This is a genomic window from Anoxybacillus sp. B2M1 (assembly GCF_001634265.1).
Taxonomy (GTDB): Bacteria; Bacillota; Bacilli; order Bacillales; family Anoxybacillaceae; genus Anoxybacteroides; species Anoxybacteroides rupiense.
Genome location: NZ_CP015435.1, coordinates 846,886 through 872,569 on the forward strand (window position 1 = coordinate 846,886; position 25,684 = coordinate 872,569).

The window sequence follows — 25,684 nt, forward strand, 5'->3', positions numbered from 1 at the left end:
TTTCCTCTTTCATTTTACCAAATGTTTCATGATTTATTCAACGTAGTACATAAAACCAATCGCACCTGCACCTGTATGAATCGAAACAATCGGCGTCGTATATACTATGTCAATCTGCTCATAGCCAGTTGCCTCAGCAATAGATTGCCTTAAGCGATTCGCCAACGTCAACGCATCAGCATGGGCAATGCCGATCGCACGAATCGTTTTGCCGGTCGCATCCTCGACCAGCCGTTGTGTGAAATAGCTGACGATCTGCGAATAGCTCCGCGCTTTCATCACAGGCGTATAGATGCCATCCATCAGCGCCGCAATCGGCTTGATGTTCAGCAATGAGCCGAGCAACGCTTTGCCGCGTCCAATTCGGCCCCCCTTCACTAAATGGTCCAACGTGTCAACAGCTATATAGAGATGCGTGCCGCAACGGACTTTTTCAAGATGCTGAATAATATCAGCGCAGCTCTTCCCTTCTGCCGCTTGCTTTGCTGCTTCTATGACCTGGAATCCTAGGGCAAGCGAGATAAATTGCGAGTCAACAACTGTCACATTTGCCTGTGACATGGCCGCTGCCTGTCTTGCCGATTGCACCGTCCCACTTAGCGCGCCAGCCATATGAATCGAAAGGATTTCACATCCATCTTCTCCCAAACGGTTATATAGCTCCAGAAAGCTTCCTATTGAAGGTTGAGAACTTTTCGGCAGCTCGTTTGCTTGGGCCATTTTTTTCATAAATTCTTCTGATGTGATATCCAGACGATCTGTATAGACTTTGTTGTCCATTGTAAAAGTGAGCGGAATCACTTCAATTCCATACCTATTTAATGTTTCAGTAGGAACATCTACTGTCGAATCCGTTACAATTTTGATTTTGCTCATTATTTCACTTCCTAGAGTTAAGCCTCATTGAACATTATACAATGAAACGAGTGAAATGCCTATAATAAATGCAAAAAAAGTTGCTTTGCCAAAGCAAAGCAACTTTTTCATATGATGCTTATGCATTATTTTTTAAAATATCTGTCTTGAAAATTTGTTCATAGACAGGCCATTTCAACACTCTTTTTAAATGATCCCTAAACGAATAAACACAACGTGCTTCCTGAGACCAATAGACTTTTGCTATCAGCGTCTCTAAACGTGATTGAACGATAAAGCGATAGGTGTTATCTTCCTCCAATACTGGAATCTCAATAATTTTTACCTTCTGTCCATAAGCATTCTTGAACTCCAGGCTTTTGAATAGCAAAATATCAATCCTCTTTTTTGACCGATTTACTATTATTATACACGAAATCGGTGTAAAAGTATGTCAGATTGCGCGAAAGATTTATAATTTTTTTAGCGAAAAATAACGAATGACTCATCGTGCTCCACATAACGATATCGACCTGTATCCACATTTGGCCTCAAATGAGCAGACGATCATCTGATTTTGGTAGTCGGACGACCGAACACCGCCGCTTCCAAACACCCCTCTCTCCCCTACACTCTGTTAAGCGGTGGGAGACTTCTCAATGGATATATTAAATAAGTAAATGAAATAAGTTCGGATCTTTATTGACTTCCTGATAAGGGAATCCCTTCTTTTTCATTCTCTCGATGAGCGGAGCATAATCCTCCCGCCGCTTCAGTTCGATTCCCACTAATGCAGGTCCGTTCTCTTTATTATTTTTCTTTGTGTATTCAAACCGCGTAATATCGTCCGTCGGTCCCAGCACTTCATCTAAAAATTCGCGCAATGCTCCAGCACGCTGTGGGAAATTAACGATAAAATAATGCTGCAAGCCTTCATAAATCATGGAACGTTCTTTGATTTCCTGCATCCGATCAATATCGTTGTTTCCTCCGCTAATAACACAAACAACGGTTTTTCCGCGAATTTGCTCTTGATACAAATCCAAAGCGGCGATTGGCAAGGCTCCAGCTGGTTCAACCACGATGGCATTTTCGTTATAAAGCTCTAAAATGGTCGTACACACTTTGCCTTCTGGCACAACGACGATGTCGTCAATCATTTCTCTGCATAACGCAAACGTTTTTTCTCCTACTGTTTTGACTGCTGCTCCATCCACAAATTTATCAATTTCCTCTAAAGTCACAACTTCCCCTTTCTCAAGTGCCGCTTTCATGGATGGAGCTCCGGCTGGTTCGACGCCAATCAGTTTTGTGGCAGACGAGATGCTTTTGATATATGTACCGAGACCTGCCATCAATCCGCCGCCACCAATGCTGGCAAACACAAAATCAATCGGTTCCTCACAGTCATTAAGAATCTCCACTCCGATCGTTCCTTGTCCAGCCATCACATACTCGTCATCAAACGGGTGAATAAACGTTCTCTCTTCTCGCTCAGCGCATTGAACAGCCTCGTTAAAGGAATCGTCAAATGTGTCGCCAACTAAAACAATCTCTACCATCTCTTTTCCGAATAATTGAACTTGTGAAACCTTTTGGCGTGGTGTTGTCGCAGGCATATAAATTTTTCCATGCACACCTAACGCGCGACATGAATAGGCCACTCCTTGAGCGTGATTACCTGCGCTAGCACAAACAATTCCCCGTTTTCGTTCTTCGTCTGTCAGATGCTTCATGCAGTTATAAGCACCGCGAATTTTAAACGAGCGCACAACCTGCAAATCCTCACGCTTTAAATAAACTTGACAGCCATAGCGCTCCGATAGCAATGCATTTCTTTGTAGCGGGGTGTGGTATACGACATCTTTTAGCGTATGATGCGCGATTAAAACATCTTCCACATACACGGCTCCTCGTTTTCGTTTCAATTGCTGTTCCATATTCCCTTGTCCTTTCCATCACTTTTTTAATTTGAAAATTATATCACAAATTTTAAAAAAGGAAAGGGAATTTTCAAAAAATTTATAAAAACAGGGCATTTACTGAGAATCGTCGTTTTGTTTCGGTTCTTCATACTCCTCTGCGAATTCGGTCGCCCATCTTCCTTCATCGAACCAATTTCTTGTTTGCCGCATGGTGCGGTCAGTGAAAAGATGGTTTTCAAGAAACAGATGAAAAAATGCTTCTGCAGCTCCAATCGCCAACGTTGCGAAAAAAGCAACATAAGCCATATTGGCCGTTCGTTCGATTAACCAATAACAAAAAAACCAAATCAGCCCGAATGACAAAACAAGATCAGCAAGCGTTGCCACGAAATTTCCCATTCGCGGTAAAATCAATAAATCGCCAAGTACATATGAAATCACTGTTGCCGCCAATGAAATAAAAAAAATAAGCGAAATCGGCGTATTAAAAATGGTTAAAAACGAAAGCAACACCGTACTCCATAAAACAAATTTGATCACGAATGAAATGATATGCTTCATAACTTCTCCCTCCATTCTCGTTTGGTTATTGTTATCGTTCCTTTTCTACACCCTCTCTATTCAAAATCGGTCAAAAGAAAAACGTGCTTCGCAATAAGCGAAGCACGTTTTTGCGCAGACGGAAACGGACGCGGTAAGTCCTATATCCATCCAATTATGTGTTTTCACCCTTTCTTGTGGTGCCGGACAAAAGAGAAACGAAAACTGAAAAACACGGTTTACGGAGAATCGGGACGCGCATTTTTTCATGTCAAAGACCGGCCATGTTCTGAGTGCGGCCGCTTGCGTTCATAGACGAGAAACGCAAAGTCATACCGGTTTTTTTCGTCCTTTTGGCCTTGCTGGCTTGACACTAGGCACCATTCTCTCTCATCAAACGAAGGGAAGAAGGTATCCCCAGCAAATTGCCCAGCAATCTTTGTGATATAAAGGCGATCAGCCAACGGCAGCGTCGCTCGGAATAACTCAGCTCCTCCGATAATAAAAATCTCTTCATTCTCGCGCTCTGCTGCGATTTTTTGAATATCCGCTACAGAATGAATAACCGTGCAGCCTTCGGGACGAAAAGAATGATTGCGGGTTATAATAATATTTTCTCTTCCTGGCAGCGGCCGGCCAATCGACTCAAACGTTTTTCTGCCCATAATGATGGGATGGCCCATCGTAACGCGCTTAAAATAGGCAAGATCGGCTGGCAAATGCCAAGGCAATTGATTATCCTTCCCAATCACGCGATGGTGATCCATTGCGACAATAAGCGAAATCATCTTCTCTCTCCTTTAGATCGCAACCGATGCTTTAATATGCGGATGCGGATGATAGTCAACAATTTCAAAATCCTCAAACTGATAATTAAAAATAGAGTCCGGCTTCCGCTTAATCACCAGCTTTGGCAACGGTCGCGGCTCTCTTGTTAATTGAAGCCTTGCTTGTTCCAGATGGTTCAAATACAAATGAACATCCCCGCCTGTAAAAATGAGCTCACCAACTTCCAATTCGCATTGTTGGGCGATCATATGCGTCAGCAGGGCATAGCTGGCAATGTTAAACGGCAAGCCAAGAAACGTATCGACAGAACGTTGCTGCCACATGCAAGACAATTTTCCATCCGCCACATAAAATTGAAATGCATAGTGGCAAGGCGGCAATTTCATTTTGTCAATTTCCGCGACATTCCATGCACTAACAAGCAAACGGCGCGAATCAGGATTTGTTTTAATTTGTTCAATGACTTGGCTAATCTGGTCAACCGTTTTGCCGTCCGCTCCTTTCCAAGAACGCCACTGCGCCCCATAGACAGGCCCCAATTCTCCGTTTTCGTCAGCCCATTCATCCCAAATCGTTACGCCATTTTCCTGTAAATAGCGAACATTGGTGTTGCCGCTTAAAAACCACAGCAGCTCATAAATAATGGACCGAATATGTAGCTTTTTCGTTGTTAATAGCGGGAAACCCTGTTGCAAATCAAATCGCAGCTGCCGACCGAATACTGATCGGGTCCCCACTCCTGTTCGGTCTGTTTTTTCAATTCCATTTTCCAAAATATCTTCAAGTAATTGTAAATATTGCTGCATCGTGCTCACCTCATGTTCTATCATAAATGAAAAAGAACTCATTTTCGAGTTCTTTTCGTCAATTGCTGCATAAATTCAGACGTTTTTGGTGCCAATCTCTGCAAATGAGCGCGCGTTTCATCGTTATGATAGTAATAAGCAAACGCTTCCGCAAAATATTCTTCCGGATAATCGAGAAAATAGTACTGACCGGGAAACAGGCGCTCTGCTTCTTCGCGCCAAATCGCCAAAAAATCCGGGGTTTCATGAATGTCGTTCAATACAATATCATCTACAGAATGGGCAAGCTCGTGCAATTCTAAATTGATGGAACCATGCCCTTTTCCTTTGTCACTGTGCCCGATTTTGACGAGCACAAGACGTGAACCGCCCATCCCTGGCACATCATCCCATGTTGAAAGCGCCATATAGCCGCGGGGCACCTTTCCGCGCAATGATCGGGCGGACGGCTCATCCGTCAGCTTTCCATTAAACAGTTTAATATATATCTGTTTATCGGCCATTTTTTGTAATAAATCCCCGTCAATGCGCGCCAGTGTGCTCACCATTTTTTTGGCCTCTACCTGGTTGAATGGCCCATCAGGCAAAATGACCATGTTTCGCAATAGCGAATAAGAGGGAACGTCCATCCCAGCAAGAGAGCTTGCTCTTAATAAAACACCGTACGTATTCGGATATGGCGAAAACGAAAGCAGCGGAATAACAGCTACAACCATTGCCATGAGACCAATCAAACGTTTCATCCAGCTATTTCCCTGCCTTTTCCTGCATGCTATGAAACTAGCAAGCCAACAGACTCTTTTTTTCTACTATAGCACACGAAAACAGCTAGAGAAATGCATAATTTTAGGAAAAAGAGGGAAGATGGAAGATGCCGCTTTGCTTTATGCGGCTAACAGCTTCGGCTAATCTCTCCTCATCTTGAACAAGAGCAATGCGGACAAAACCTTCCCCATTCGGGCCGAATGCATGTCCTGGCGTTACCACAACATGGGCTCGATCCATCAAAGCATAAACAAACTCTAACGATGTCCATCCATCGGGAATTTCTGCCCAAACAAACATGCTTGCTTTTGGCCGTTCAATTTTCCAGCCAATAGAAGAAAGGCCCTCAATTAATAAATCGCGGCGAGATTGATAAATGTTTCGGCTTTCTTCACAAAAAGAAGCTCCTTTTGTCAGAGCTGCGACAGCCGCTTTTTGAACAGGCAAAAACACGCCATAGTCTAGGTTGGATTTAAACTGTGAAAACACCTTGAGAATTTCTGCATTTCCACAGGCATATCCAATTCGGCATCCAGCCATATTATAGCTTTTCGACAGCGAGTTGATCTCAATGCCTACATCCTTCGCTCCAGGAATAGATAGAAAACTAATCGGCTTATGTCCTTCATAATACAGCTCGCTATAGGCGAAATCTGAAACAACGATCACGTTATATCGTTTGGCAAATGCAATGACCTCTTGAAAAAAAGACTCAGTGGCTAACGCCGGAACAGGGTTTCCCGGAAAGTTGACGATCATCATCGCCGCACGTTTTGCCACTTCCTCCGGGATCTCGCGAAGATCTGGAAGAAAGCCATTTTCTTTGCGAAGCGGCATGAAATAAGGCTCTGCTTGGGCCATCGCAATTCCTGTTGCATACGCCGTATAGCCTGGATCAGGAACTAAAATAAAATCACCGGGATCGGCAAACACCATCGGCAAATGAACAAGACCATCCTGAGATCCCATTAAGCAAACGACTTCTTCATTTGGGTTCAGCTGCACTTTATGCTCCGTTTGGTAATAGGAAGCCACCGCATCGTAAAATTCACTCGTTCCTGTTAAAGAATAACCGTATGTATCAGGCTGGCTGGCATAAAAAGCGATGGTTTCTCTTACAAAGGACGGCGGCGGCAAATCGGGACTTCCGATACTTAAATCAATCATATCGAATCCTTGAGCCATCTTTGCTTTTTTATAAGCAATCAACTCACTAAATACAGAAGCGCCGAACGCTTTCATGCGCTCTGAGATTTTCATTTCCATTCTCCAAAAAACCCCTTTCTTTTTCTTGTTTTTTTGATATATATTATGAATATAAGGAATACTCCGAGACAAAGGATTCCACAATACCAGTGTAGCACAATTTAATCACTCTAAAATAGAAAGGGTAGGATAAAAATGAATGCGATTTTTTTCGGATTAAGCTTGCTGACGATTGCTTATTACATTTATAGCTGTTTTGCCGACTCGTAAAAACTCGCAGGGGGGCCTGCGAGTTTTTGTTTTCATGACTATTTGGATATATTTCGACAGTCGGTAACTTGCTTTTGCTGCGATTTAGCATAAACAAAAGACCGAACAGCCCGCCGTTAATGACAAATACGTTCCTATCAGCGGTGTTGTTCGATCGCTCAACCTTCCTATCTATCGCTATTGTTTTTTTGCGAGCAGAATCAAGTTCGTGCGCTCCCGTTTCCGTAGTCGTCGTTCCTTGCCCTTGGATATGCGGAGAGCTTAAACCCGTCTTGGACGAATCTTTTTTTCGTTTTGATATGTTGTCACCTCCGTCCATGAACGTCCCCATCTTTATTTTTCTCTATTCCTTCTGCCAATTCAATCACCGCAAAATGGAACTTAGCCGTTTTACGCGCATAGACCGAAAAGCCGAAACGATGAAACCTTGTGCTCTGCCAATAGTCTTTAAGCACCACGCGCTGCCGCGCCACCCGTTTCGCATGGAAGATGGCCTCTTCCGTCAGTTCTGTATAAAGGGCAAAGGACTTTATGCCTTGAATGCCGTCCGATTCGACAATGGATTGTTCAAACATCGGATCGAAATAAACGACATCAAATGAATGATCCGGAAGGGAACGTAAAAAAGAAAGGTAATCAGCGTGGAACACTTGAATGCGCCTCATCGCCTCATTCATTTGGACGATACCTGAATCCCATTGGCGCAATCCTTGCTGAACTAAATAAGCGATATAACGGTTCCCTTCTGTTCCAACAACAATGCCGTTTTCCCCTGTTACCGTACTGGCTACGATGCTGTCTGAACCGATTCCTACTGTACAATCTAAAAACGACATTCCTGTTTGCAGTTTAGTGGCTTCTAAAAACGGCTCCGTCTCTCCGCGCAATACCCTTTTCACTCGAAACATCGCCGAATTCGGATGAAAAAAGAAAGAGGACGTTCCATCAGACGGATATATTTCTAAACGTTTTTTTCCGACTACCATCACTTCATCGCCGTATTGCATTTGTAAGGCTTCTACCGACATTTTCTGACGCGGCACGTACAGAATATCGAGCTCATCCGCGATTTGTTTTGCCTTGGCGATCATGCTTGGATTCGTTCTTCCTGCAGTCGTAACAATCATACAAACCTCCACCAAATAAGGATGTCTTGAAGACATCCTTATTCGCAGTGCGCTTCTAATGCACTCATAATATTTTCCATGACCGCTTCCATTGAATTTCCTTCAATTTCATGGCGCGGGATGAAATGGACAACCTCTTTTCCCTTAAGCAGCGCCATCGATGGCGAAGAAGGCTCGATTCCCACGAAATACTCGCGCATTTTTGCTGTCGCTTCACGATCCTGACCGGCAAACACCGTCACTAAATGATCCGGTTTTTTCTCACTGCGTAAAATCGCTTGTGTTGCGGCAGGACGCGCCAAGCCAGCCGCACACCCGCAAACCGAATTGACAACGACAAAGGTTGTTCCTTGAACCTGTTCCATAAAGTTCTCCACTTCCTCAGCCGTTGTCAGCTCTTGAAATCCCGCGCGGACAAGCTCATCACGCATCGGTTGAACGAGCTGGCGCATATATTCTTCATATGCCATTGACATTTGAATCCCTCCTAAACATGTCTTCAATGTCAAAAGGATACTATTTCCTTACGAAAAAATCAACGAAAAATACTGCTGTATCGATAGAAGCAAATACGTCTCTAGCCACCAGCAAGTTCACTATGATACTTGATTTTTACATCTTGAAACGGCGTGTAAACGGGATCGGCTCATCAAATTGACATGTTAACATGTGTATGGATATGGAGTTCATGAGTAGTAAAGGTCTCTTCCAACCGTGAGTTTTTACAGACCCCGTTCTGGGTTTCCTCTTTTTGAAGTTAGATTTATATAAACAGCCTTTATTCCATCAATCTTGATGATGCCTTCCTCCTTGTTTAATGGTGACAAATTGCAAAATGATCGGCGTACCTTTAAGTGGAACATCGGCAGAATTTAAAATCAACTTTCCTTCCTGTACTTCATACACGTTTTGCGGCTGTAGCACCCCGTTTATAAACAAATTGATAAAGGATACGTTCTTCGGGTCCAGTATTCCTCGATTTCCGTATTCCTTTAGTTCATCATCATTTGTATAAACCGTTTTGCAGCCATCGGATATCGAATTATATTGATACGTTTCGACTTGCAAAATTTGCGGCGGGATGAGCAAATCTACGCTGAGATGAATCGTTGTAGTTCGATTCACCCAGTCATATACCCTTGGAACAGCAATCACATGCCTCTGATCGTTCTGTTTTTTTCTCATAGATACCACCCAAACTGAAAAATAGATAACCAATCTTTCTCTTTATCAAGCGCTATTTGCCTTTTATGCAAGCGTTTGAAACGCTTGACCTATCAATGGAACGAATAGGATAACCGATTTCCCGGCCAATATGGATGGGAGTCTGTTCTGATCGATATCATTAGACGGCCCTTCAATCAAAAAATGCCAGCGGATCAATCGATCTTTCTGTCAGAAACAGAAGGAAAAACGGCGCATAAACGGGTTGGATTGATTCAGGCATTCGCCTGCTTTTTATATTTTTATGCAGAAAAAAACATAAAGTGAACAAGGAAAGAAGATTATACAAACTAAGATGAACCTCTACTCCATCTCAGTGGATATGTTAATAGATCCGATGAGAAGACGGAATATATCGCTCTCTTTTTTACGGACGGAGGCAAGTCGGTTGCTTGCCTCGATCATGCCAAAGCGTGACCAAGAACAAAACAGCCAGCCACTTCCCGACAAAATTTATCTGTCTGGAAGCGATGTTGTTCAGTCATCCGACCGTCATCATGTCATCATAGGCTCCTTATCTGCTCATTTGCGGAAGTGATGTTGTCACAGCCAATGGGCTGAATCTATTTTTCTTTTTTATTCAAATACATGATAATTGGCTAAATCATTTTACCGTCCTCACTCATATGATAAATCATGAACAGTTAAGCAATAAACATGACCCGCGCAGTTGCTTTCTTTTTTTATGCCTTGCTTACTATGTTGGTTTATTGCTTTCTTAATTAAAAATCAAGAGGAAAGGGGGATATGTTCATGGCTCTTCAACTTATGAAGCTCTTTGTTGGCGCTGCTACGGCCATCACGACCGTGCCGACCAGCACCAAATTTTTCTACGTCGCTGCAGCTGATACAGCAGCAGGAGCTACGCTTACGATTGATGCGGCAGACTTTTTGGATGACAGCGGAAACGCGGTGACAACGCTACCAGCTTTAGCGACCGACAACAGCTATTACACGGTTTATGTGAATGGAGTTTTACAAATGGATGGAATCTCTACCTATACGCCAGGTGGTACTGGGGTGGGATCGCTTGCGATTGACGTGCCGGCGGGCACAGATACTATTCCGGCTGGAACGCCGATTGTGCTCGAAATTGTGCAATTCGCTCCAACCGCAACGACAGACGTTGAAACGTAACTTTTTTATAAAACTATACAATCAAAGCGTGACGGGCCATCCATCACGCTTTGATTCATTTTTGAGATTGATTGTCACTTCTTCATACGACATATAAAATCTCACTTTTCTTGTTTTCTCGTTTCTGTCATCTGTTTCCACACTGACCCTTTTGCTTCTTCGCCACCTTCAATACGCTCAATGGCCATTTTTATTTGCATGCTCACTTCAAATTCCGGATCGTCTTCTGCCGCTTTTAATGCTGGCAAAGCGGATTCATCGCCGGTTTCGTATAGAAACATCGCGGCGCGCCAGCGGACAAGCTTGCTTTCATCCTTTAGCGCTTCAATCATCACCGGAATCGCCTCAGGATCGCCGATATCGGACAAACAGTCGCCAGCCGTACGGCGAACAGACACCGCTTTATCCTTTAACGCCTCATATAAATATGGCAGCACCTTTTTACCGCCAATCATCCCTAAATAAGCAACAGCTAAACGGCGAATCGATACTTTTTCATCCTTCAGCGCTTTTGCCAAAACAGGCAAGTCCGCTTCGCTCGGCTCCGCCATTTGCTCTAAAGCGGCATAGCGCTTGGTCCAATCTGGATGATCGAGCATTTCTTCTGTTACTTTTAGACTGGTACGCCGTTGTGTCTTCGCTTGGTCTCCGCTGCGAAACATTTCCACGATTCGCTCCAGACGCTCAGGCGGATAAGCAGCGGAGAGCTCTTCGATCACTTCAGCTCCAATTTCGTCAAACGTACCATAACGAACTCCTTTTTCCGACCATTTTCTCTCAAGAACTACATTATCAGCATATTTTTGCGCTTCTTTTACAGCGTCCATAAACCGTTCTGGCAAGCCAAACCGCCGCTCCTGCTCTCCATCTGTCAGCTTGACCTGCATAGGCAGACCGTACAGCATTTGGACGTATACCTTTACTTCACCGAAATGCTCATTATGCATACGCGGCCCGGCTTGGGCATCTTCCGCGTCTTCTCCGAACACTTCCCGCACCTTTTGCAAAATTTCTTTCCAATGATACTTAGCGTTTCGTTCAATGGCTAAGAAATCAGCCACATGATAAATCCCTTTTACTCCTTCAATTTGCATAATTTGCTGCAAAAGTGGCGGAGCCGTATGAATATTATCCGCTTTATAATTATGGCTCTTCCCAAATGGAAGCTCCTCATCCAGCAATACTTTCATCGTATTTGGACTTGGGGTTGGTTCAATCGATCGAATCCGCAAAATCGCTCCCTCCTTCATCATGAAAATCCCACTCTTTATAAAATTGCTGTAAAAATTGCTCCATAAATTCATGGCGGCGGATCGCAAGCTTTTTGGCGCTTTTGGTATGCAATAAGCTTTTTAACTTCAATAGTTTTTCATAAAAATGATGAATCGTGCTGCTAGGGCCATGCCGATATTCTTCTTTCGTCATCACATTTCGAACCGGCAGTGTCGGATCATACATGGCCTGCCCGCGATGGCCGGCATACATAAACGTTCTTGCAATTCCAATCGCCCCAATCGCATCGAGCCGGTCGGCATCTTGGACAACCATCGCTTCCAATGTTCGCGGCGCTTCTCCATTTCCTCCTTTATAAGAAACGGTTGAAATCGCCTCGATGACACTGTTTTCTTCTTTTTTCGAGAGTGAGCAGTGTTCCAGCCATTGTCTAACCTTTTTCATTCCCACCTCTTCACTTCCCGCTATCTTTTCATCTGCAAGATCATGAAGCAGCGTGGCCATTTCCACGATAAACACGTCAGCTCCTTCTCTTTTTGCCAGCCAACAGCCAAGGCGGCGAACCCGTTCCATATGCCACCAATCGTGACCGCTTGAGTCATGCTCCAATACAGTTTTTACGTACTTTTCGGTTTCACGAATCATTTGTTCTTTGTTTTTCATCCCATCACCGACAAAAAACCGCCCTTCCCTTAAGGAGAGGCAGCTTATTCCTTTTTATAATAATTTCTCAATTTCCTGTTTTAATTCCGCAGGTCTTGTCTTTGGCGCAAATCGTTCAATAACCGTTCCATCGCGATCAACAAGAAATTTGGTAAAGTTCCACTTAATCGCTTTTGTTCCAAATACCCCTGGCGCTTTCTTTGTTAAATAATCAAACAGCGGATGAGCATATTCTCCGTTCACATCAACCTTTGCAAACATCGGGAACGTCACCCCGTAATTCAGCTCGCAAAATTGAGCAATTTCTTCCTCCGTTCCTGGCTCTTGGTTTCCAAATTGATTACATGGAAACCCGAGAACCACCAATCCCTTATCGCGATATTGGTCGTACAATTCTTGTAGTTCCTTATATTGCGGAGTAAATCCGCATTTGCTCGCCGTATTGACAATCAATAAGATATTTCCCTTGTACTCCGCTAACGTTTTCTCCTCACCATGAATCGTTTTCACTGTGAAATCGTAAATGCTCAATTAGCATCACCCCTCTCTCTTTTATAATAAAAGAACGGAGAGGAACTTTTCCACTCTGGCATTTTATCATTTGGCCAATAATTTCAGTTCGTGAAGAGATTTTAGCATATATGGCAGCATTTCCTGCAAATCATCGATATGGGTTTCATCAATAAGCCGGCCAAATTGCACTTTTATTTCATGGCTGCCTTGTCCGCTTTTATAATCGCGTCGCAAAGTTTGCGAAATGCTCCGATTGCTTCCCCAAATCTTTTGGAGCACTTCTTCCACTAAAGGGCAGACCGTTTCCTCCTGCATTAGTGGCATCGTAAACATAATCGTTAATTTGCACCCTGGAGCCGCTAATGTTTGCAGCAGTTCTCCAGCCATTTGCTCCAAATCCATTGTCAGCTCCACCTTGCACGATACATCCACTCCTAGCTGTCCCCGTAGCTGAAAAGCAATCTCGTACATTCGTGAAAGGTGCGCTAAATCGATGAAATCATGGCGCTCTATCACCGCGATGACGCCTTCTAAATCTAAATCATAAACAGCTCCTTCGATCACTGTTTTCAAATTATCAAACACGGTTGGATCAAACATTCGTGTGTCTCCCTCTTTATGAACTCCATCTTTATTTTTCAGCAGCAAAGTTGAACATGGGCCTCTTTCACTCGAAAGCGAAGGGGATGAGAACAACAGCATTCTCGTCATCAACAAAAAAATACTTCTGTTCGGCAGACGGCCAGCTTCGCCGGATCAGCCACTTAGTTAAAACAGCCCAATCGCTTGTCCGCGCTCATCAATATCCATCTTTAATGCGGCCGGCTCTTTCGGCAGTCCCGGCATCGTCATAACGTCTCCCGTCAAAGCGACAATGAAACCGGCGCCTATCGATGGCTTTAACTCCCTCACCGTAATGGCAAAGCCTGTCGGACGCCCTAATTTTTGTGGATCGTCAGACAGCGAATACTGCGTTTTCGCCATGCACACAGGTAAACGATCCCATCCGTATTCCGCAAATTGAGCCATTTGCTTTTGCGCCTTTGTAGAAAACTCGACCGCTTGGGCTCCGTAAACAGCATGGGCAATTTTGCGAATTTTGTCAGGCAGAGGATCATGGAGATCATATAAAGGAGCAAATTGGTTTGTGCCATGTTCGATCATATCCAGCACTTTTTCCGCTAGCTCCATTCCTCCTTCGCCGCCTTTTTCCCATACTTCTGTTAAAGCAACTGGATAGTGATGGTCGCGGCAAAATGACAGCAGCGTTTCGATTTCTTGATCCGCATCAGTGATAAAGCGATTAAGAGCAACGACAAACGGCAAACCGAAGGCTTGAATGGTTTCGATATGCTTTTGTAAATTGCTTAACCCTCTTCGCAACGCATCCACATTTTCGACTGACAGTTCTTGCTTGGAAACGCCTCCATGCATTTTCAACGCACGAACGGTCGCAACAATAACGACAGCAGCCGGTTCGATTCCTGCGAAGCGAGCTTTAATATGCAAAAACTTTTCCGCGCCTAAATCCGCACCGAATCCTGCCTCTGTTACCACATACTCACCGAGCTTCTGCGCCATTTTCGTCGCAATGATGCTATTGCAGCCATGGGCAATGTTAGCGAACGGACCACCGTGCACCAGTGCTGGTGTATGCTCAGCCGTTTGAACTAAATTCGGTTTAAATGCATCCTTTAAAAGCAGCGTTAACGCTCCCTCAACACCCAAATCACCGACGGTCACCGGTTGCTTATCAACATTATACGCCACCACCATTCGCGACAAACGCTCTTTTAAATCGGTTAAATCTTTGGCTAAACAAAAGACAGCCATAATTTCTGAAGCAACGGTAATATCAAAGCCATCCTCACGCGGCATGCCTTGAGTTGGACCGCCGAGACCGACGATCACGCGGCGGAGGGCGCGGTCATTTAAATCGACCGCTCGCTTCCAAACAATGCGGCGCACGTCAATGCGCAGTTCATTTCCTTGATGAATATGATTGTCGATAAACGCTGCCAAGGCGTTTGTCGCGGTCGTAATCGCATGCAAATCTCCTGTAAAATGAAGATTAATTTCATCCATCGGCAGCACCTGTGAATAACCTCCTCCAGTTGCGCCGCCCTTTACGCCCATCGTCGGCCCAAGCGATGGTTCGCGCATGGCCACAATGGCTTTTTTGCCAAGCTTGTTCAACGCCTGCCCCAACCCTACTGTAACGGTTGATTTCCCTTCTCCGGCAGGAGTCGGGTTAATCGCTGTCACTAAAATCACTTTCCCATCTGGCTTGCTGGCTAACCGTTTCATCACATCAAGCGAGATTTTCGCCTTATAGTGACCATATGGCTCAAACTCCTCCTCTAAAAGACCAAGTTCCTGCGCAATCTCCTGAATGCGCTTTAATTTGATTTCTTTGGCAATTTCAAGATCTGTCTTCCATTTCGTTTTCGTTGTCATCGCTTTTCCTCCATCTATTCAACAGCTTGTTCTATTAGTATTTATTTTATCATTTAGAGAAATGTGAAAAAATTGATTGAACAAAATTCGTAATGTTCTTATAATTAAATTATTTAGAAAAATAAGGAATGGAGGATGAGACGATTGCCTATTAATATTCCCAAAAATCTACCTGCTAAAGAAATATTAGAGCAAGAAAACATTTTCGTGATGGATGAAGAACGGGCTTATTCCCAAGATATCCGCCCGTTGAATATAGCGATTTTAAATTTAATGCCACAAAAAGAAAAAACAGAAACACAGCTATTGCGCCTGCTCGGCAACTCGCCGCTGCAAGTGAATATTACCTTTTTGCATCCGGAAACACATGAAGCAAAAACGACAAGCAAGCATCATCTCGAACAATTTTATACGACCTTTCCTTCGATTCGACATCGCAAATTTGATGGAATGATTATTACCGGAGCTCCTATCGAGCATTTGCCATTTGAAAAGGTGGACTATTGGCGCGAGCTTCGAGACATTATGGAATGGACAACAACCAATGTGACCTCGACCTTGCATATTTGCTGGGGAGCGCAAGCGGGGCTTTATTTCCATTATGGCGTTCCAAAATATCAGCTGCCGCAAAAATGCTTTGGCGTCTTTGAACACTCGATCAAAGCAAAAAATATCAAACTATTACGCGGGTTTGACGATGTATTTCGCGTTCCGCATTCGCGCCATACTGATATTTCGCACAAAGATATCGAAGCCGTTCCAGAGTTGACGATTCTAGCGTCCTCCGATAAAGCAGGAGTATGTCTCGTCGCCTCAAACGATGGCAAACACATTTTTCTAACAGGGCATCCAGAATACGATGCCACTACACTCCAAGAAGAGTACGAGCGGGATCTCTCTAAAGGCCTGCCTATTCAAATTCCGGAATCTTATTTTCCAAATGACGATCCGACCAAACCGCCGTTGAATACATGGCGTGCTCATGCCAATTTGTTATTTGTCAACTGGCTCAATTACTACGTCTATCAAGAAACGCCTTATATTTGGGAGTGATGTTATTCTTTTTTCTTCGTGTTTATCTAATTGAAGAAAAAACTTGATTTAATAGGTTTTTTCCACCTATCTTCCCTTATTGTTTTTATTGTATTTAACTCATTTTCACCTAATTACGTGGTCAAATGCGTGGTCAATGTGGTCACAGAAAAAGCGGGAGCAATCCCGCTTATTTTTTAGATATCATATTTACATAGAATTTCACAAAGAACGTCATATATTTGGGAGTAAGTCGATTCTTTTTCTTTAGATTCGGCTAAATTGAAAGGCTTATCAAATTAATATTTTTCACTTATTTTCCTATCATTCATTTTAATGTACCATCATCCACCGGGAAGTTTCCCCACCTCTTACGGAATGGAGGTGGGGGCATATTCTGCTTACCATTTTTTATCTCTCCGTCTATTCCCCCTGCATAATCCAGCTTATCGTACAAAATGAACGCCAGATCCTTATGTAGGCCTTTCGATCATTGACAGAAGCCGAGCTTCCTTGATATAATCCAAGGTAATTGAAGAGGCGATGGAGTTCGCCGTAATTGCCTTTGAGCTGATGACTCCTACCGGTATGCAAATACTGGTGGAGTCTTTTTTTGTCCAAACTATTGAAGAGGTGGAAAAAATGATTTATATTGTTGTTGGCATCGCTGGCATGATCGGAGCGTTGTCTCGCTATTATTTGGGGCTGTTCGTGGATATATGGTGGCATCACCCATTTCCGTTTGCCACATTGTCCATCAATCTGATCGGCTGCTTTGCAATCAGTTGGATCACCATGTATTTAGCGCGTTTGCATAGACTCCCTTCCGAGCTTATAACAGCCATTAATACCGGATTTATCGGTTCGTTTACAACATTCTCCACATTTAGTGTGGAATCGGTAAGACTCCTTCAACAATCCGAATGGGCCATCGCCCTTAGCTATATTTTCAGCAGTTTAGCAGGAGGGCTTGCAATGTCTTGGCTGGGAGCTCAGACAGGTAATTTCCTTTTTGTTAAATCAACACAAAAGCATCGTTTCGAAGGAGAAAAAAAGTAATGCTCAATCATTCTGCTTTATTAGTAGCGATCGGTGGATTTTTTGGCGCCATTGCCCGATTCAGTATAAACAATTGGTTGAAACGGAGTGGAAGCACCCCTTTTCCAACGGGCACCTTTGTAATCAATTTAGCGGGAGCTTTTCTATTGGGATACATCTTAGGCAAAGAGCTGAATCAAGGCTGGCAGCTGCTATTAGGCACTGGGTTTATGGGAGCTTTCACGACCTTCTCTACATTTAAATTGGAAGCGATTCAGCTGCATGCGAATCGGAAACGGAAAATGTTCCTTCTATACTTAGGCGCAAGTTATCTATTCGGGATGCTTCTCGCCTTTTTAGGCATGAAATTAGGCCAGCGATGACGTCTGCTGGCTGCATGTAAGACTTTAAACTAAAAATTTGTTATAATGTTTAAATGGTTGCTTGTCGACAGTACTATACTGATTCCTTCTACACAGCAAAACTTCTTATATCTCGACAAAAACAGCTAAAGGGTTCGACACAAAAAAAAGAGAAATAAAGAAGAAAGCGATTCAGCACAGAAAAAAGAAAGGGATGACATAGGGATGAGAGCCGAACGAAGAAAACAATGGAAAAGTCATTGGAAAAAGTATAAGCACCTATATAAAGGATCGCGGATGGAACGGCGCAACAAATGGCGAAATAAGTGGGAAGATAAATATATTGCCAGTTAAATAAAAAGCAGGTTGTAGACAAAGTTGATGTTGACGTTGTCTACAACCATTTTAATTTCAAGAGGCTTAACAAACAAGGAGCATAGCCGAGTAAAGACGCAAATCGAACAAGAAACGTTCATGAGCGGATGAATAAGGCCAATGACGCAGCATAAAAGGGTTTGCCCATTAACAAAGGCAAGCCCTTTTATGCTTTTTCATAGTAGATACTCGTGTGGTGCGGTGCCAGAATAAACGACTCACGCCCCTTTAGCGTCGTTTGCGCAACATAAATAGCCACATAAATGTCAGCGCCTGTTTTAACTCTGTCGGCAGACCGGAAACAGCCTCTTCATCCACTTCTTTTTTATACACGCCTTTCCCGTCCACAAGTTCCCAGCCATTCTCTTGCGCCAGTTTTTCAAACTCCCATGGCATCATCGTATTGCAAATGACCGACTTGCCGTATAGACGCTGATAGCTGTTGGCTCGAGGGCCTGCTGTCGGACCAAGCAGCCCGACACATAAATAGTGGCCGCGCTTAATGACCCGTTTCATTTCATTTAACGCTTTTAACGGTTCTTCCGTCCATTCAAGCGAATTAATCGCCATCGCTCCGGAAAACGCTTCATCATCAAAGGGCAAATGAGTCAAATCCCCTTGAATAAACCGAAGCTGCTCATTTTCTCCTCTTATTCTCGCTTTTTCCACCATTTCATACGATAAGTCGATGCCTACCACTCGGTAGCCTGACTGCGCCAACTTCCAGCTTCCATATCCGTCTCCGCATCCTAAATCAATCATTTCGCTCCCAATGGGGATATAGGAGGCAAGAAACGGCAAAATCGTTTTCCTGCTTCCGCGTTCCCACATGTCCTCACTGCTTTTATTCCAAAATTCGGCCCGTTCGTCCCACTGCTTTTTCGCTTCTTCGTGCCATTTAAACATGTTCATGTTCGCTGCTTCCATCTCCTCTAAGTGAAAAAGTGGCTGTAAACCGATTATACATTGATCTTCAATGATTGAGAAGGACCACATGCTTTAGACTAGCATGATAGCAAACTTTATTTTTTCGCTCCCCCCTCTCCCACTTCCACTCTTAGGGTGAGAGACGCGCGGCGGATTAGGTTAAAACTCGATTCCCTTAACAGCGGAAATCCCTTCATGATAATCATGCTTCACCGCTTGCATGTTCGTTACAATATCGGCTAGAGCTATTAATTCCTTTGCGGCTGAGCGCCCCGTAACCACCAGATGAAGATGGGAGGGGCGCATTTTCATCAGCTCGACTACCTCGTCCAAGGAAAGAATATCATCAATAGGAAAACGCTGAATCGCCAGCGCATTATTGAGTTCATCTAAAATCATCAGATCATAGCTTCCCGACATGATTTTTTCCTTGGCAAACCGCCATGCTTCAGCTAATGCTCGACGATGCTCTTCTGGTGTTTTCGTCCATGTGAATCCAGCTCCCATCGCATGTATCTCAATCCCTAATTTTTTCAGCATTATATGCTCTCCATATGTCCGCTCAGGCGATTTAATAAATTGGATGATGGCTACTTTTTTCCCTCTTCCCGCCGCTCGCAGCGCCAGTCCAAGAGCGGCCGTCGTTTTTCCTTTTCCATCACCCGTATACACAATCAGTCTTCCTTTATTTTGTGTCAACGATCTCACCTTCTAATTCAGGAAACCATTGAATGGTTTCCCGCAACTTTACCACTTCTCCGACAAGAATGATCGCTGGATGAGAAATGCCCGCTCCTTCCGCTTTTTCAGCAATATTTTGTAGCGTGCCAACAACCGTGCGCTGCCGCATCGTCGTGCCCCATTCAATAATAGCGACTTTCGTTTCAGGATCCTTTCCATGTTGGATCAGCTGCTGGCAAATATAAGGCAAATTTCCGATCCCCATGTAAAACGCGATCGTGTCGCTCCCATCCGCTAACGCTCTCCAATTTAAGGAATCGGCTCCATGCTTGCTGCGGACATGTCCAGTCACAATGGTAAATGAAGTCGCCAGATGACGATACGTGACCGGAATGCCTGCATAAGCAGCAGCGGCAATGCCTGCGGTAATTCCGGGAATTACTTCAAACGGGATGCCGTGCTTTACTAGCACCTCCGCTTCTTCCCCGCCTCGTCCAAATACAAATGGATCGCCTCCTTTTAGGCGGACCACCATTTTGCCTTGCAGCGCTTTCTCCACAAGCCATTGGTGAATTTGCTCTTGAATGTTGTCATGCTTTCCCGGCTCTTTTCCGGCATATATCAATTGCGCCTCGTTTTTCGCATATTGGAGCAAATCTTGATTAACGAGACGATCATAAATAATGACATCGGCTTTTTGAATACATTCCAATCCATAAACGGTCATCAGCTTCGGATCGCCTGGTCCCGCTCCTACTAAATATACTTTTCCTTTGCTCATGTTTGCTCACCACCTTGCGATACACTCGCTTCTGCAAATGTCGTCATATTCAACATATTCACAGCAAATTGCAGCAACGGAAAGGCCACTGCCGCCCCGCTCCCTTCGCCAAGCCGCATGCTTAAATCAAGGAGCGGCTCTTTTCCTAACAACGTTAATGCCACACGATGGCCCGGTTCTTGCGAGCGATGCCCTGCAATCATATAGTCGGCTGCATAGGGATGAAACAATTTAGCTAGAAGAGCAGCAGTTGTACAAATAAAACCATCAAGTAAAATCGGAATACGCTTTTCCGCCGCGCATAGCATCGCGCCAGCCATTGCCGCTATTTCGAGGCCGCCAATCTTCGCTAGCAGCTCAAGCGGCTGAGAAGGATCCGGGCGATGAAGCCGCAATGCCTGTTCGATGACTTTCGTTTTATGGGCGATCCTATCATCGGAAATACCCGTTCCTTTTCCAACGAGCTGTTCGGCTTTTTGGCCGCTTAATGCCGCTAAAATCGCACTGGCAACGGTTGTATTGGCAATTCCCATTTCCCCGACGATCAAACAGCGAATCCCTTGTTCAATCATCTCATTAGCTTGCTGATAACCGACCAATAAAGCTTGCTTTGCCTCTTCCTGCGTCATCGCTTCTTTTTCGCAAAAATGATTCGTTCCATATTTCACCTTTTGTCGAATAACCCCTTCTCCCGGAATATCGGATGCTACCCCCACATCCACGACAGCAAATAATGCGCCAATTTGTTGGCTAAATGCATTGATCGCCGCCCCACCGCGCACAAAATTCAGCACCATTTGCGCCGTTACTTCTTGCGGAAATGCAGAAACACCTGTTTTGGCTACTCCGTGGTCGGCAGCAAACAGAAGCACACCAGGCGGGGTCACCTGCGGAACATAAGACCCTGTCATTTTGGCAAGCTCAATGACAAGCTGCTCTAAACGTCCAAGGCTGCCAAGCGGTTTGGTAAGCTGGTTGACATGGGCTTCTACCTTTTGTCCTGCTTGTTCATCTAATGCTGGAATATCAAACAATGGGACTACCTCCTTTGAAACTCCTTCATTTTTTGTTCAATTGTCTCGATTCGGATATGGCGCTTGACACAATCTGCTAATCGATCAAAGGCCTGCTCGCGCATCGCTCGATACGAAGGACGGTCATATAAAGGCGGAAGCCCCTTGCTATGCCGGATATGATTTAATAAATGAGCGCGAACGGAATCGTTATGGAAAATATCATGAAAATAAGTCCCCCATACCCGTTCATCCTCTGTCTTGCATCCGTCTGTATGAGCTCCCGTAGCAATCAGCGGAAGATATCCGTCACAAGGTGTTGAATGTCCCATATGAATTTCATATCCGCGTACTTGGAAGCGCTCATTGCCAAGCATCAACACCCCCTCTGAAAGCACGGTTGTTTTTTCTTTCTTCAAGGTCGTATCGATCGGAAGAAAGCATAGTCCTTTCAGCTGCTTCACGGTTGTCTCCACGCCGAATGGATCGCGAATATGCCGGCCAAGCATTTGATAGCCGCCGCAAATTCCAATGATGACGGTATTTCCTTGTTCATAAAGACGATTGATTTCGTCTGCGATGCCCCTTTCTTTTATATATAGCAAATCCTCCATCGTATTTTTGCTTCCCGGCAAAATCAATAGATCCGGCTGACCAATTTCTCTTGCTTTTGTAGCAAAACGAACATGACAATCCGGCTCGCTGAAAAATGGATCGATATCGGTAAAATTCGAGATACGGGGATATTGAACAACGACAATATCAATCTCTTTTTGAGCATTTTTGTATCTAGAAAACTCCGCCAGCTTAACAGAATCTTCTGCATCAATAGGTAAATCCGGCATGTACGGAATGACGCCGAGCACCGGCACATTTGTATAGGCTTCAAACCAATCCAATCCGGGCTGCAAAAGCGCCACATCACCGCGAAATTTATTAATGATCACGCCGATCACTCGTTTGCGGTCGGCTTCTTCTAAAAGCTGCAACGTTCCTACTAAACTTGCAAACACGCCGCCCCGCTCAATATCGCCAATCAAAATGACAGGAGCATTCGCCATGCGAGCAATACGCATATTGACAAGCTCACGATCGTTTAAATTAATTTCAGCCGGACTTCCAGCTCCTTCGATGACGATTCGATCATATTCGGCCATCAACTTCCGCAATGAGCGCTCAACAACTTGCAGCCCCATCGCAAAAAATTCGTTTCGATATGCACTTGCTTTCATGTTTGCATACGGCTTTCCGTGGACCACGATCTGCGACTCATTTTCCCGGCTCGGCTTAATTAAGATGGGATTCATATCTGTAGTTGCCACAATTCCCGCTGCTTCTGCCTGCACTCCTTGTGCGCGGCCAATTTCTTTCCCGTCAATCGTGACATATGAATTGAGCGACATATTTTGCGATTTAAATGGAGCTGTTTTCCATCCTTCCTGGGCAAAAATCCGGCAAAAAGCAGTGGTAATGATGCTTTTGCCTGCATCGGAATGCGTTCCTTGAAACATAATCGGCAGCGCTTTAGGCATGATGCTTCATCCTTTCGCATTGTTGAAGCCAACGCTTTACCATATCAGGACATGATGGAAAATACAGATGAATATAGCCAGCGACAAGATTTCCACACATATAGCCATCCTTCTTCACTCCGCGCAATCCTTTTGCTTCATAAGCAAAATCGCTTTCTGCCAAACGCGTAAAAGTAGAATAATGAAATTCATGACCTCGGGCTGCCGTCCCTTTCGGAAGCAAAAAATGATCTCCTGTTACTTCACGATAACCAAGAGCGGTTAACTTCTCCTGCATGCGCACTCTCCCCGGAATGACACCGACCATCTCATAAAACGTGCGATCTGTCGTTTCAATTCCTTCTGTCAAAAACATAAATCCTCCGCACTCTGCAAGGGTAGGAATTCCTCGTTCAATGGCCTGCTTTACTGATTGCTTCACATGCTCTTGTTTGGATAGCTGTTCGGCAAATTCTTCCGGAAATCCCCCGCCGATATACAAACCGTCTGCATCATCTGGAACCGTTTCTCCAGCCAGCGGTGAAAAAAACATAAGCTTCGCGCCATATGCTTCCAGCATCTCAAGATTTTCTGGATAATAGAAATGAAAGGCAGCATCCTTCGCAACCGCGATCCGCACAGGAAAGACAGCATCACTGGATAAAAAAGAAGGCTTCCCTTCTAATTCGGGAGCTTGAGCTAATTGCAACAGCCGATCAAGATCAATCGTTTGGGCGATTCGCTCGCCAAGCTTTGCAAAAAAATGGTCAAGCTCGCCGCGTTCAATAGATGGTACGAGTCCCAAATGCCGTTCAGGAATATGTAAATCGTCTTGTTTTTGCAAATATCCAATGACCGGAATGCCGCATTCTTGTTCAATCGCGGCCTTGACTAATCGAAAATGCCCTTCGCTGCCCACGCGATTCGCAATGACTCCAGCAATATGCACGCGCTCATCCAACAGCTGAAAGCCGCGGACAACAGCAGCTGCACTGCGTGCCATCCCTGAACAATCCACCACTAACAACACCGGGCTTTTTGTCAATAAGCTGATTTCGGCCGTCGACCCTTCTATCGAAGTCGCTTGTTTGCCATCAAAGAAGCCCATGACACCTTCAATCACGGCAATGTCTGCCCCTTCCGCCCCTTTTTGGCAGACCGCTTTCACAATGTCCTCTCCGCCCATCCAGCTGTCTAAGTTGCGGGATGGACGGCCGGTAACAGCGGCATGATAGGTCGGATCAATATAATCAGGACCGCACTTAAATCCCTGAACCGTATATCCTTTCTTTTTTAGCGCTGCCATCACGCCAATAGTAATGGTTGTTTTGCCGACACCGCTTCCCGTTCCGGCGATCACCATTCTGCGCATTGCCTTTTCTCCTCCTGAAGCAAAGCAACGGAAATCGTTACATTGCCTAATTTTTTCTTCACAAGTGCAAGCGTATCAGCACCGCTGTACAATTTTGCTGCCGGCTCGCTGACACCATACGCTCCCGTATAACGAAAGACCGTTTCCGAAGGTTGTTCGATCTCCACTTGATTAAGCTGTGCGGGAGAATAACAAATAAACTCCCAACCGTATTTTTGCACAATCTTGAGGAGCCCTTCTTCGTCCTTTTTCAAATCAATTGTACAAATCGTTTTCACGCTCTTCCAGGAAAATTGCAGCTCCTTGAGCGTTTCCATAATGACCGCTTCAATCTCCTCGGCAGATGTGCCACGATTGCAGCCAACGCCAAGAACAAGAACCTTTGGACGATATAGCACGCCATTCTGTAAAATCGCTTCTTCATTTTTGGCAAGCAGCCGATGCGTAACAACAAGGGCCGCATCCGGCTTAGCAGCAAGTGCATCTGCAATCGAAGCATAGACGCGAATATTAGACGGTAAAGGCGCATCATATCGCCACCAATTCCGTTCGCCTGATTCTTGAATAATGGCAACATGCTGCTCATTCACCACCGCAGCGCTCACAGGGGTCAGCTTGTCGTCCGACTCCCATACCCAGCCGAATGAGCGGCCGAATAAATCTACAGCGATTGTTTTTTGAACATCGGAAGCGGTTGTGATAACGGGATGGGCATGCAAAAGTTGAGCTACCTCACGAGTTAATTCGTTCGCCCCGCCAAGATGGCCAGATAATACGCTTATGACATGCTCCCCTTTATCATCAATGACAACAACGGCCGGATCTGTTTTTTTATCCTTTAATAGCGGAGCAATCATCCGCACAACCGCGCCAAGCGAAATAATGAGAATCAACCCACGGTATGTAACAAACAGTGAGGGAAGCAAGAGACGCACATTTCCTTCAAATAAATGAATGCCTTTCTCCTCTTCATCGCCTCTGGCAAATTTGCTCGCGTAATATACACGGGCGCCTGGCAGCTGTTCGCCGATTTGGCGCGCGATAGTCACCCCATGCTTCGTAATCGCAACAACAGCGTACAT

The 25,684-nt window shown here is 44.6% G+C and carries 28 protein-coding genes, 1 pseudogene and 1 riboswitch; of the genes and pseudogenes, 5 read left to right on the forward strand and 24 right to left on the reverse strand.

Annotation, left to right across the window (positions count from 1 at the left end; translation table 11 throughout):
- Window positions 1–33 precede the first annotated feature (33 nt).
- From GFC28_RS04115 to GFC28_RS04170, 12 genes and pseudogenes are all read right to left on the reverse strand, one after another.
- Window positions 34–876, reverse strand: coding sequence for a DegV family protein (locus GFC28_RS04115; protein ID WP_044743481.1), 843 nt, complete (start codon window positions 874–876; stop codon window positions 34–36).
- A 118-nt stretch (window positions 877–994) separates the two neighbouring features.
- Window positions 995–1,246: a YpmP family protein gene (locus GFC28_RS04120; protein WP_044743480.1), complete on the reverse strand. Its 252-nt coding sequence runs from the start codon at window positions 1,244–1,246 to the stop codon at window positions 995–997.
- 277 nt (window positions 1,247–1,523) lie between these two features.
- Window positions 1,524–2,795 (reverse strand): threonine ammonia-lyase IlvA, encoded by a 1,272-nt coding sequence (ilvA, locus tag GFC28_RS04125; protein ID WP_044743479.1) that lies wholly within the window; start codon window positions 2,793–2,795, stop codon window positions 1,524–1,526.
- Window positions 2,796–2,894: 99 nt separating this feature from the next.
- Window positions 2,895–3,341 carry a YndM family protein gene (locus GFC28_RS04130; RefSeq protein WP_044743478.1) on the reverse strand — a complete coding sequence of 149 codons (447 nt, stop codon included), beginning with the start codon at window positions 3,339–3,341 and terminating at the stop codon, window positions 2,895–2,897.
- Between the two features lie 245 nt (window positions 3,342–3,586).
- Window positions 3,587–4,108, reverse strand: coding sequence for a dihydrofolate reductase (locus tag GFC28_RS04135; RefSeq protein ID WP_044743477.1), 522 nt, complete (start codon window positions 4,106–4,108; stop codon window positions 3,587–3,589).
- 12 nt (window positions 4,109–4,120) lie between these two features.
- Window positions 4,121–4,915 carry a thymidylate synthase gene (thyA, locus tag GFC28_RS04140; RefSeq protein WP_044743476.1) on the reverse strand — a complete coding sequence of 265 codons (795 nt, stop codon included), beginning with the start codon at window positions 4,913–4,915 and terminating at the stop codon, window positions 4,121–4,123.
- Between the two features lie 38 nt (window positions 4,916–4,953).
- Window positions 4,954–5,658 (reverse strand): anthrax toxin lethal factor-related metalloendopeptidase, encoded by a 705-nt coding sequence (locus GFC28_RS04145; RefSeq protein WP_044743475.1) that lies wholly within the window; start codon window positions 5,656–5,658, stop codon window positions 4,954–4,956.
- 103 nt (window positions 5,659–5,761) lie between these two features.
- Window positions 5,762–6,946, reverse strand: coding sequence for an LL-diaminopimelate aminotransferase (locus GFC28_RS04150; RefSeq protein ID WP_044743474.1), 1,185 nt, complete (start codon window positions 6,944–6,946; stop codon window positions 5,762–5,764).
- 379 nt (window positions 6,947–7,325) lie between these two features.
- A pseudogene (locus GFC28_RS19690) lies at window positions 7,326–7,457 on the reverse strand (YuzL family protein); the annotation flags it as partial.
- A gap of 4 nt (window positions 7,458–7,461) precedes the next feature.
- The gene (locus tag GFC28_RS04160; protein ID WP_044743472.1) at window positions 7,462–8,283 is read right to left on the reverse strand and encodes a class I SAM-dependent methyltransferase; all 822 of its coding nucleotides are present in this window, start codon (window positions 8,281–8,283) and stop codon (window positions 7,462–7,464) included.
- A gap of 38 nt (window positions 8,284–8,321) precedes the next feature.
- Window positions 8,322–8,759, reverse strand: coding sequence for a BrxA/BrxB family bacilliredoxin (locus tag GFC28_RS04165; protein WP_044743471.1), 438 nt, complete (start codon window positions 8,757–8,759; stop codon window positions 8,322–8,324).
- Between the two features lie 310 nt (window positions 8,760–9,069).
- On the reverse strand, window positions 9,070–9,468 hold the full coding sequence (locus GFC28_RS04170) for a DUF4183 domain-containing protein (protein ID WP_044743470.1): 399 nt from the start codon (window positions 9,466–9,468) through the stop codon (window positions 9,070–9,072).
- A 427-nt stretch (window positions 9,469–9,895) separates the two neighbouring features.
- On the opposite strand from GFC28_RS04170, the gene GFC28_RS19195 reads away from it, so the two are divergent.
- Window positions 9,896–10,045, forward strand: coding sequence for a hypothetical protein (locus GFC28_RS19195; RefSeq protein WP_156450532.1), 150 nt, complete (start codon window positions 9,896–9,898; stop codon window positions 10,043–10,045).
- A gap of 215 nt (window positions 10,046–10,260) precedes the next feature.
- On the forward strand, window positions 10,261–10,644 hold the full coding sequence (locus tag GFC28_RS04175; RefSeq protein ID WP_044743469.1) for a DUF4183 domain-containing protein: 384 nt from the start codon (window positions 10,261–10,263) through the stop codon (window positions 10,642–10,644).
- A 101-nt stretch (window positions 10,645–10,745) separates the two neighbouring features.
- Here GFC28_RS04175 and GFC28_RS04180 read toward each other — a convergent pair whose 3' ends face one another.
- The 5 genes from GFC28_RS04180 to GFC28_RS04200 all read right to left on the reverse strand — a co-directional run bounded on the left by GFC28_RS04180 (window position 10,746) and on the right by GFC28_RS04200 (window position 15,510).
- Window positions 10,746–11,876, reverse strand: a complete 1,131-nt coding sequence (locus GFC28_RS04180) for a conserved virulence factor C family protein (protein ID WP_044743468.1) — start codon at window positions 11,874–11,876, stop codon at window positions 10,746–10,748.
- Window positions 11,857–12,540, reverse strand: coding sequence for an HD domain-containing protein (locus GFC28_RS04185; RefSeq protein ID WP_044743467.1), 684 nt, complete (start codon window positions 12,538–12,540; stop codon window positions 11,857–11,859). The genes GFC28_RS04180 and GFC28_RS04185 overlap by 20 nt, the downstream gene beginning before the upstream one ends.
- Window positions 12,541–12,594: 54 nt before the next feature.
- The gene (locus GFC28_RS04190; RefSeq protein ID WP_044743466.1) at window positions 12,595–13,071 is read right to left on the reverse strand and encodes a glutathione peroxidase; all 477 of its coding nucleotides are present in this window, start codon (window positions 13,069–13,071) and stop codon (window positions 12,595–12,597) included.
- Window positions 13,072–13,137: 66 nt separating this feature from the next.
- On the reverse strand, window positions 13,138–13,653 hold the full coding sequence (locus GFC28_RS04195; RefSeq protein ID WP_044743465.1) for a hypothetical protein: 516 nt from the start codon (window positions 13,651–13,653) through the stop codon (window positions 13,138–13,140).
- A gap of 168 nt (window positions 13,654–13,821) precedes the next feature.
- The gene (locus GFC28_RS04200) at window positions 13,822–15,510 is read right to left on the reverse strand and encodes a formate--tetrahydrofolate ligase (RefSeq protein WP_044743464.1); all 1,689 of its coding nucleotides are present in this window, start codon (window positions 15,508–15,510) and stop codon (window positions 13,822–13,824) included.
- A gap of 144 nt (window positions 15,511–15,654) precedes the next feature.
- Here GFC28_RS04200 and metA point away from each other — a divergent pair, with 144 nt between their 5' ends.
- The 3 genes from metA (at window position 15,655) to crcB (GFC28_RS04215) (ending at window position 17,963) form a co-directional block, all read left to right on the forward strand.
- Complete coding sequence (gene metA / locus GFC28_RS04205; protein WP_044743463.1) at window positions 15,655–16,563, forward strand: homoserine O-acetyltransferase MetA; 909 nt, start codon at window positions 15,655–15,657, stop codon at window positions 16,561–16,563.
- 509 nt (window positions 16,564–17,072) lie between these two features.
- Window positions 17,073–17,132, forward strand: a riboswitch (Fluoride riboswitch).
- Window positions 17,133–17,184: 52 nt separating this feature from the next.
- Complete coding sequence (gene crcB, locus GFC28_RS04210) at window positions 17,185–17,601, forward strand: fluoride efflux transporter CrcB (protein ID WP_044743507.1); 417 nt, start codon at window positions 17,185–17,187, stop codon at window positions 17,599–17,601.
- Complete coding sequence (gene crcB / locus GFC28_RS04215; RefSeq protein ID WP_044743462.1) at window positions 17,601–17,963, forward strand: fluoride efflux transporter CrcB; 363 nt, start codon at window positions 17,601–17,603, stop codon at window positions 17,961–17,963. The genes crcB (GFC28_RS04210) and crcB (GFC28_RS04215) overlap by 1 nt, the downstream gene beginning before the upstream one ends.
- 582 nt (window positions 17,964–18,545) lie before the next feature.
- Here the strand turns inward: crcB (GFC28_RS04215) and GFC28_RS04220 are convergent.
- The 7 genes from GFC28_RS04220 to GFC28_RS04250 form a co-directional block, all read right to left on the reverse strand.
- A complete protein-coding gene (locus GFC28_RS04220) occupies window positions 18,546–19,229 on the reverse strand; it encodes a class I SAM-dependent methyltransferase (protein WP_044743461.1) in 684 nt (227 codons plus the stop codon).
- Between the two features lie 174 nt (window positions 19,230–19,403).
- Window positions 19,404–19,943, reverse strand: a complete 540-nt coding sequence (gene cobO, locus GFC28_RS04225) for a cob(I)yrinic acid a,c-diamide adenosyltransferase (protein WP_044743460.1) — start codon at window positions 19,941–19,943, stop codon at window positions 19,404–19,406.
- Entirely contained in the window at window positions 19,930–20,706 is a 777-nt protein-coding gene (gene cobA, locus GFC28_RS04230; RefSeq protein WP_044743459.1) for a uroporphyrinogen-III C-methyltransferase, read from the reverse strand. The genes cobO and cobA overlap by 14 nt, the downstream gene beginning before the upstream one ends.
- The gene (gene cobT, locus GFC28_RS04235; protein ID WP_044743458.1) at window positions 20,703–21,740 is read right to left on the reverse strand and encodes a nicotinate-nucleotide--dimethylbenzimidazole phosphoribosyltransferase; all 1,038 of its coding nucleotides are present in this window, start codon (window positions 21,738–21,740) and stop codon (window positions 20,703–20,705) included. Before cobT ends, cobA begins: the two co-directional genes overlap by 4 nt.
- 5 nt (window positions 21,741–21,745) lie before the next feature.
- Window positions 21,746–23,251 (reverse strand): cobyric acid synthase, encoded by a 1,506-nt coding sequence (locus GFC28_RS04240; protein ID WP_044743457.1) that lies wholly within the window; start codon window positions 23,249–23,251, stop codon window positions 21,746–21,748.
- Window positions 23,244–24,602: a cobyrinic acid a,c-diamide synthase CobB gene (locus tag GFC28_RS04245; protein WP_044743456.1), complete on the reverse strand. Its 1,359-nt coding sequence runs from the start codon at window positions 24,600–24,602 to the stop codon at window positions 23,244–23,246. Before GFC28_RS04245 ends, GFC28_RS04240 begins: the two co-directional genes overlap by 8 nt.
- Complete coding sequence (locus tag GFC28_RS04250) at window positions 24,587–25,684, reverse strand: cobalt-precorrin 5A hydrolase (RefSeq protein ID WP_044743455.1); 1,098 nt, start codon at window positions 25,682–25,684, stop codon at window positions 24,587–24,589. Before GFC28_RS04250 ends, GFC28_RS04245 begins: the two co-directional genes overlap by 16 nt.

Bases quoted from the DNA above. Each gene is read 5' to 3' on its own strand.
- GFC28_RS04220 (WP_044743461.1), bottom strand. From the start codon at position 19,229: ATGAACATGTTTAAATGGCACGAAGAAGCGAAAAAGCAGTGGGACGAA.
- GFC28_RS04185 (WP_044743467.1), bottom strand. From the start codon at position 12,540: ATGAAAAACAAAGAACAAATGATTCGTGAAACCGAAAAGTACGTAAAA.
- ilvA (WP_044743479.1), bottom strand. From the start codon at position 2,795: ATGGAACAGCAATTGAAACGAAAACGAGGAGCCGTGTATGTGGAAGAT.
- GFC28_RS04160 (WP_044743472.1), bottom strand. From the start codon at position 8,283: ATGATTGTTACGACTGCAGGAAGAACGAATCCAAGCATGATCGCCAAG.
- GFC28_RS04240 (WP_044743457.1), bottom strand. From the start codon at position 23,251: ATGCCTAAAGCGCTGCCGATTATGTTTCAAGGAACGCATTCCGATGCA.
- GFC28_RS04245 (WP_044743456.1), bottom strand. From the start codon at position 24,602: ATGCGCAGAATGGTGATCGCCGGAACGGGAAGCGGTGTCGGCAAAACA.
- GFC28_RS04170 (WP_044743470.1), bottom strand. From the start codon at position 9,468: ATGAGAAAAAAACAGAACGATCAGAGGCATGTGATTGCTGTTCCAAGG.
- thyA (WP_044743476.1), bottom strand. From the start codon at position 4,915: ATGCAGCAATATTTACAATTACTTGAAGATATTTTGGAAAATGGAATT.
- crcB (WP_044743507.1), top strand. From the start codon at position 17,185: ATGATTTATATTGTTGTTGGCATCGCTGGCATGATCGGAGCGTTGTCT.
- cobA (WP_044743459.1), bottom strand. From the start codon at position 20,706: ATGAGCAAAGGAAAAGTATATTTAGTAGGAGCGGGACCAGGCGATCCG.
- GFC28_RS04200 (WP_044743464.1), bottom strand. From the start codon at position 15,510: ATGACAACGAAAACGAAATGGAAGACAGATCTTGAAATTGCCAAAGAA.
- GFC28_RS04195 (WP_044743465.1), bottom strand. From the start codon at position 13,653: ATGTTTGATCCAACCGTGTTTGATAATTTGAAAACAGTGATCGAAGGA.
- GFC28_RS04250 (WP_044743455.1), bottom strand. From the start codon at position 25,684: ATGTACGCTGTTGTTGCGATTACGAAGCATGGGGTGACTATCGCGCGC.
- GFC28_RS04130 (WP_044743478.1), bottom strand. From the start codon at position 3,341: ATGAAGCATATCATTTCATTCGTGATCAAATTTGTTTTATGGAGTACG.
- GFC28_RS04165 (WP_044743471.1), bottom strand. From the start codon at position 8,759: ATGTCAATGGCATATGAAGAATATATGCGCCAGCTCGTTCAACCGATG.
- GFC28_RS04145 (WP_044743475.1), bottom strand. From the start codon at position 5,658: ATGAAACGTTTGATTGGTCTCATGGCAATGGTTGTAGCTGTTATTCCG.
- GFC28_RS04135 (WP_044743477.1), bottom strand. From the start codon at position 4,108: ATGATTTCGCTTATTGTCGCAATGGATCACCATCGCGTGATTGGGAAG.
- GFC28_RS04150 (WP_044743474.1), bottom strand. From the start codon at position 6,946: ATGGAAATGAAAATCTCAGAGCGCATGAAAGCGTTCGGCGCTTCTGTA.
- crcB (WP_044743462.1), top strand. From the start codon at position 17,601: ATGCTCAATCATTCTGCTTTATTAGTAGCGATCGGTGGATTTTTTGGC.
- GFC28_RS04115 (WP_044743481.1), bottom strand. From the start codon at position 876: ATGAGCAAAATCAAAATTGTAACGGATTCGACAGTAGATGTTCCTACT.
- GFC28_RS04175 (WP_044743469.1), top strand. From the start codon at position 10,261: ATGGCTCTTCAACTTATGAAGCTCTTTGTTGGCGCTGCTACGGCCATC.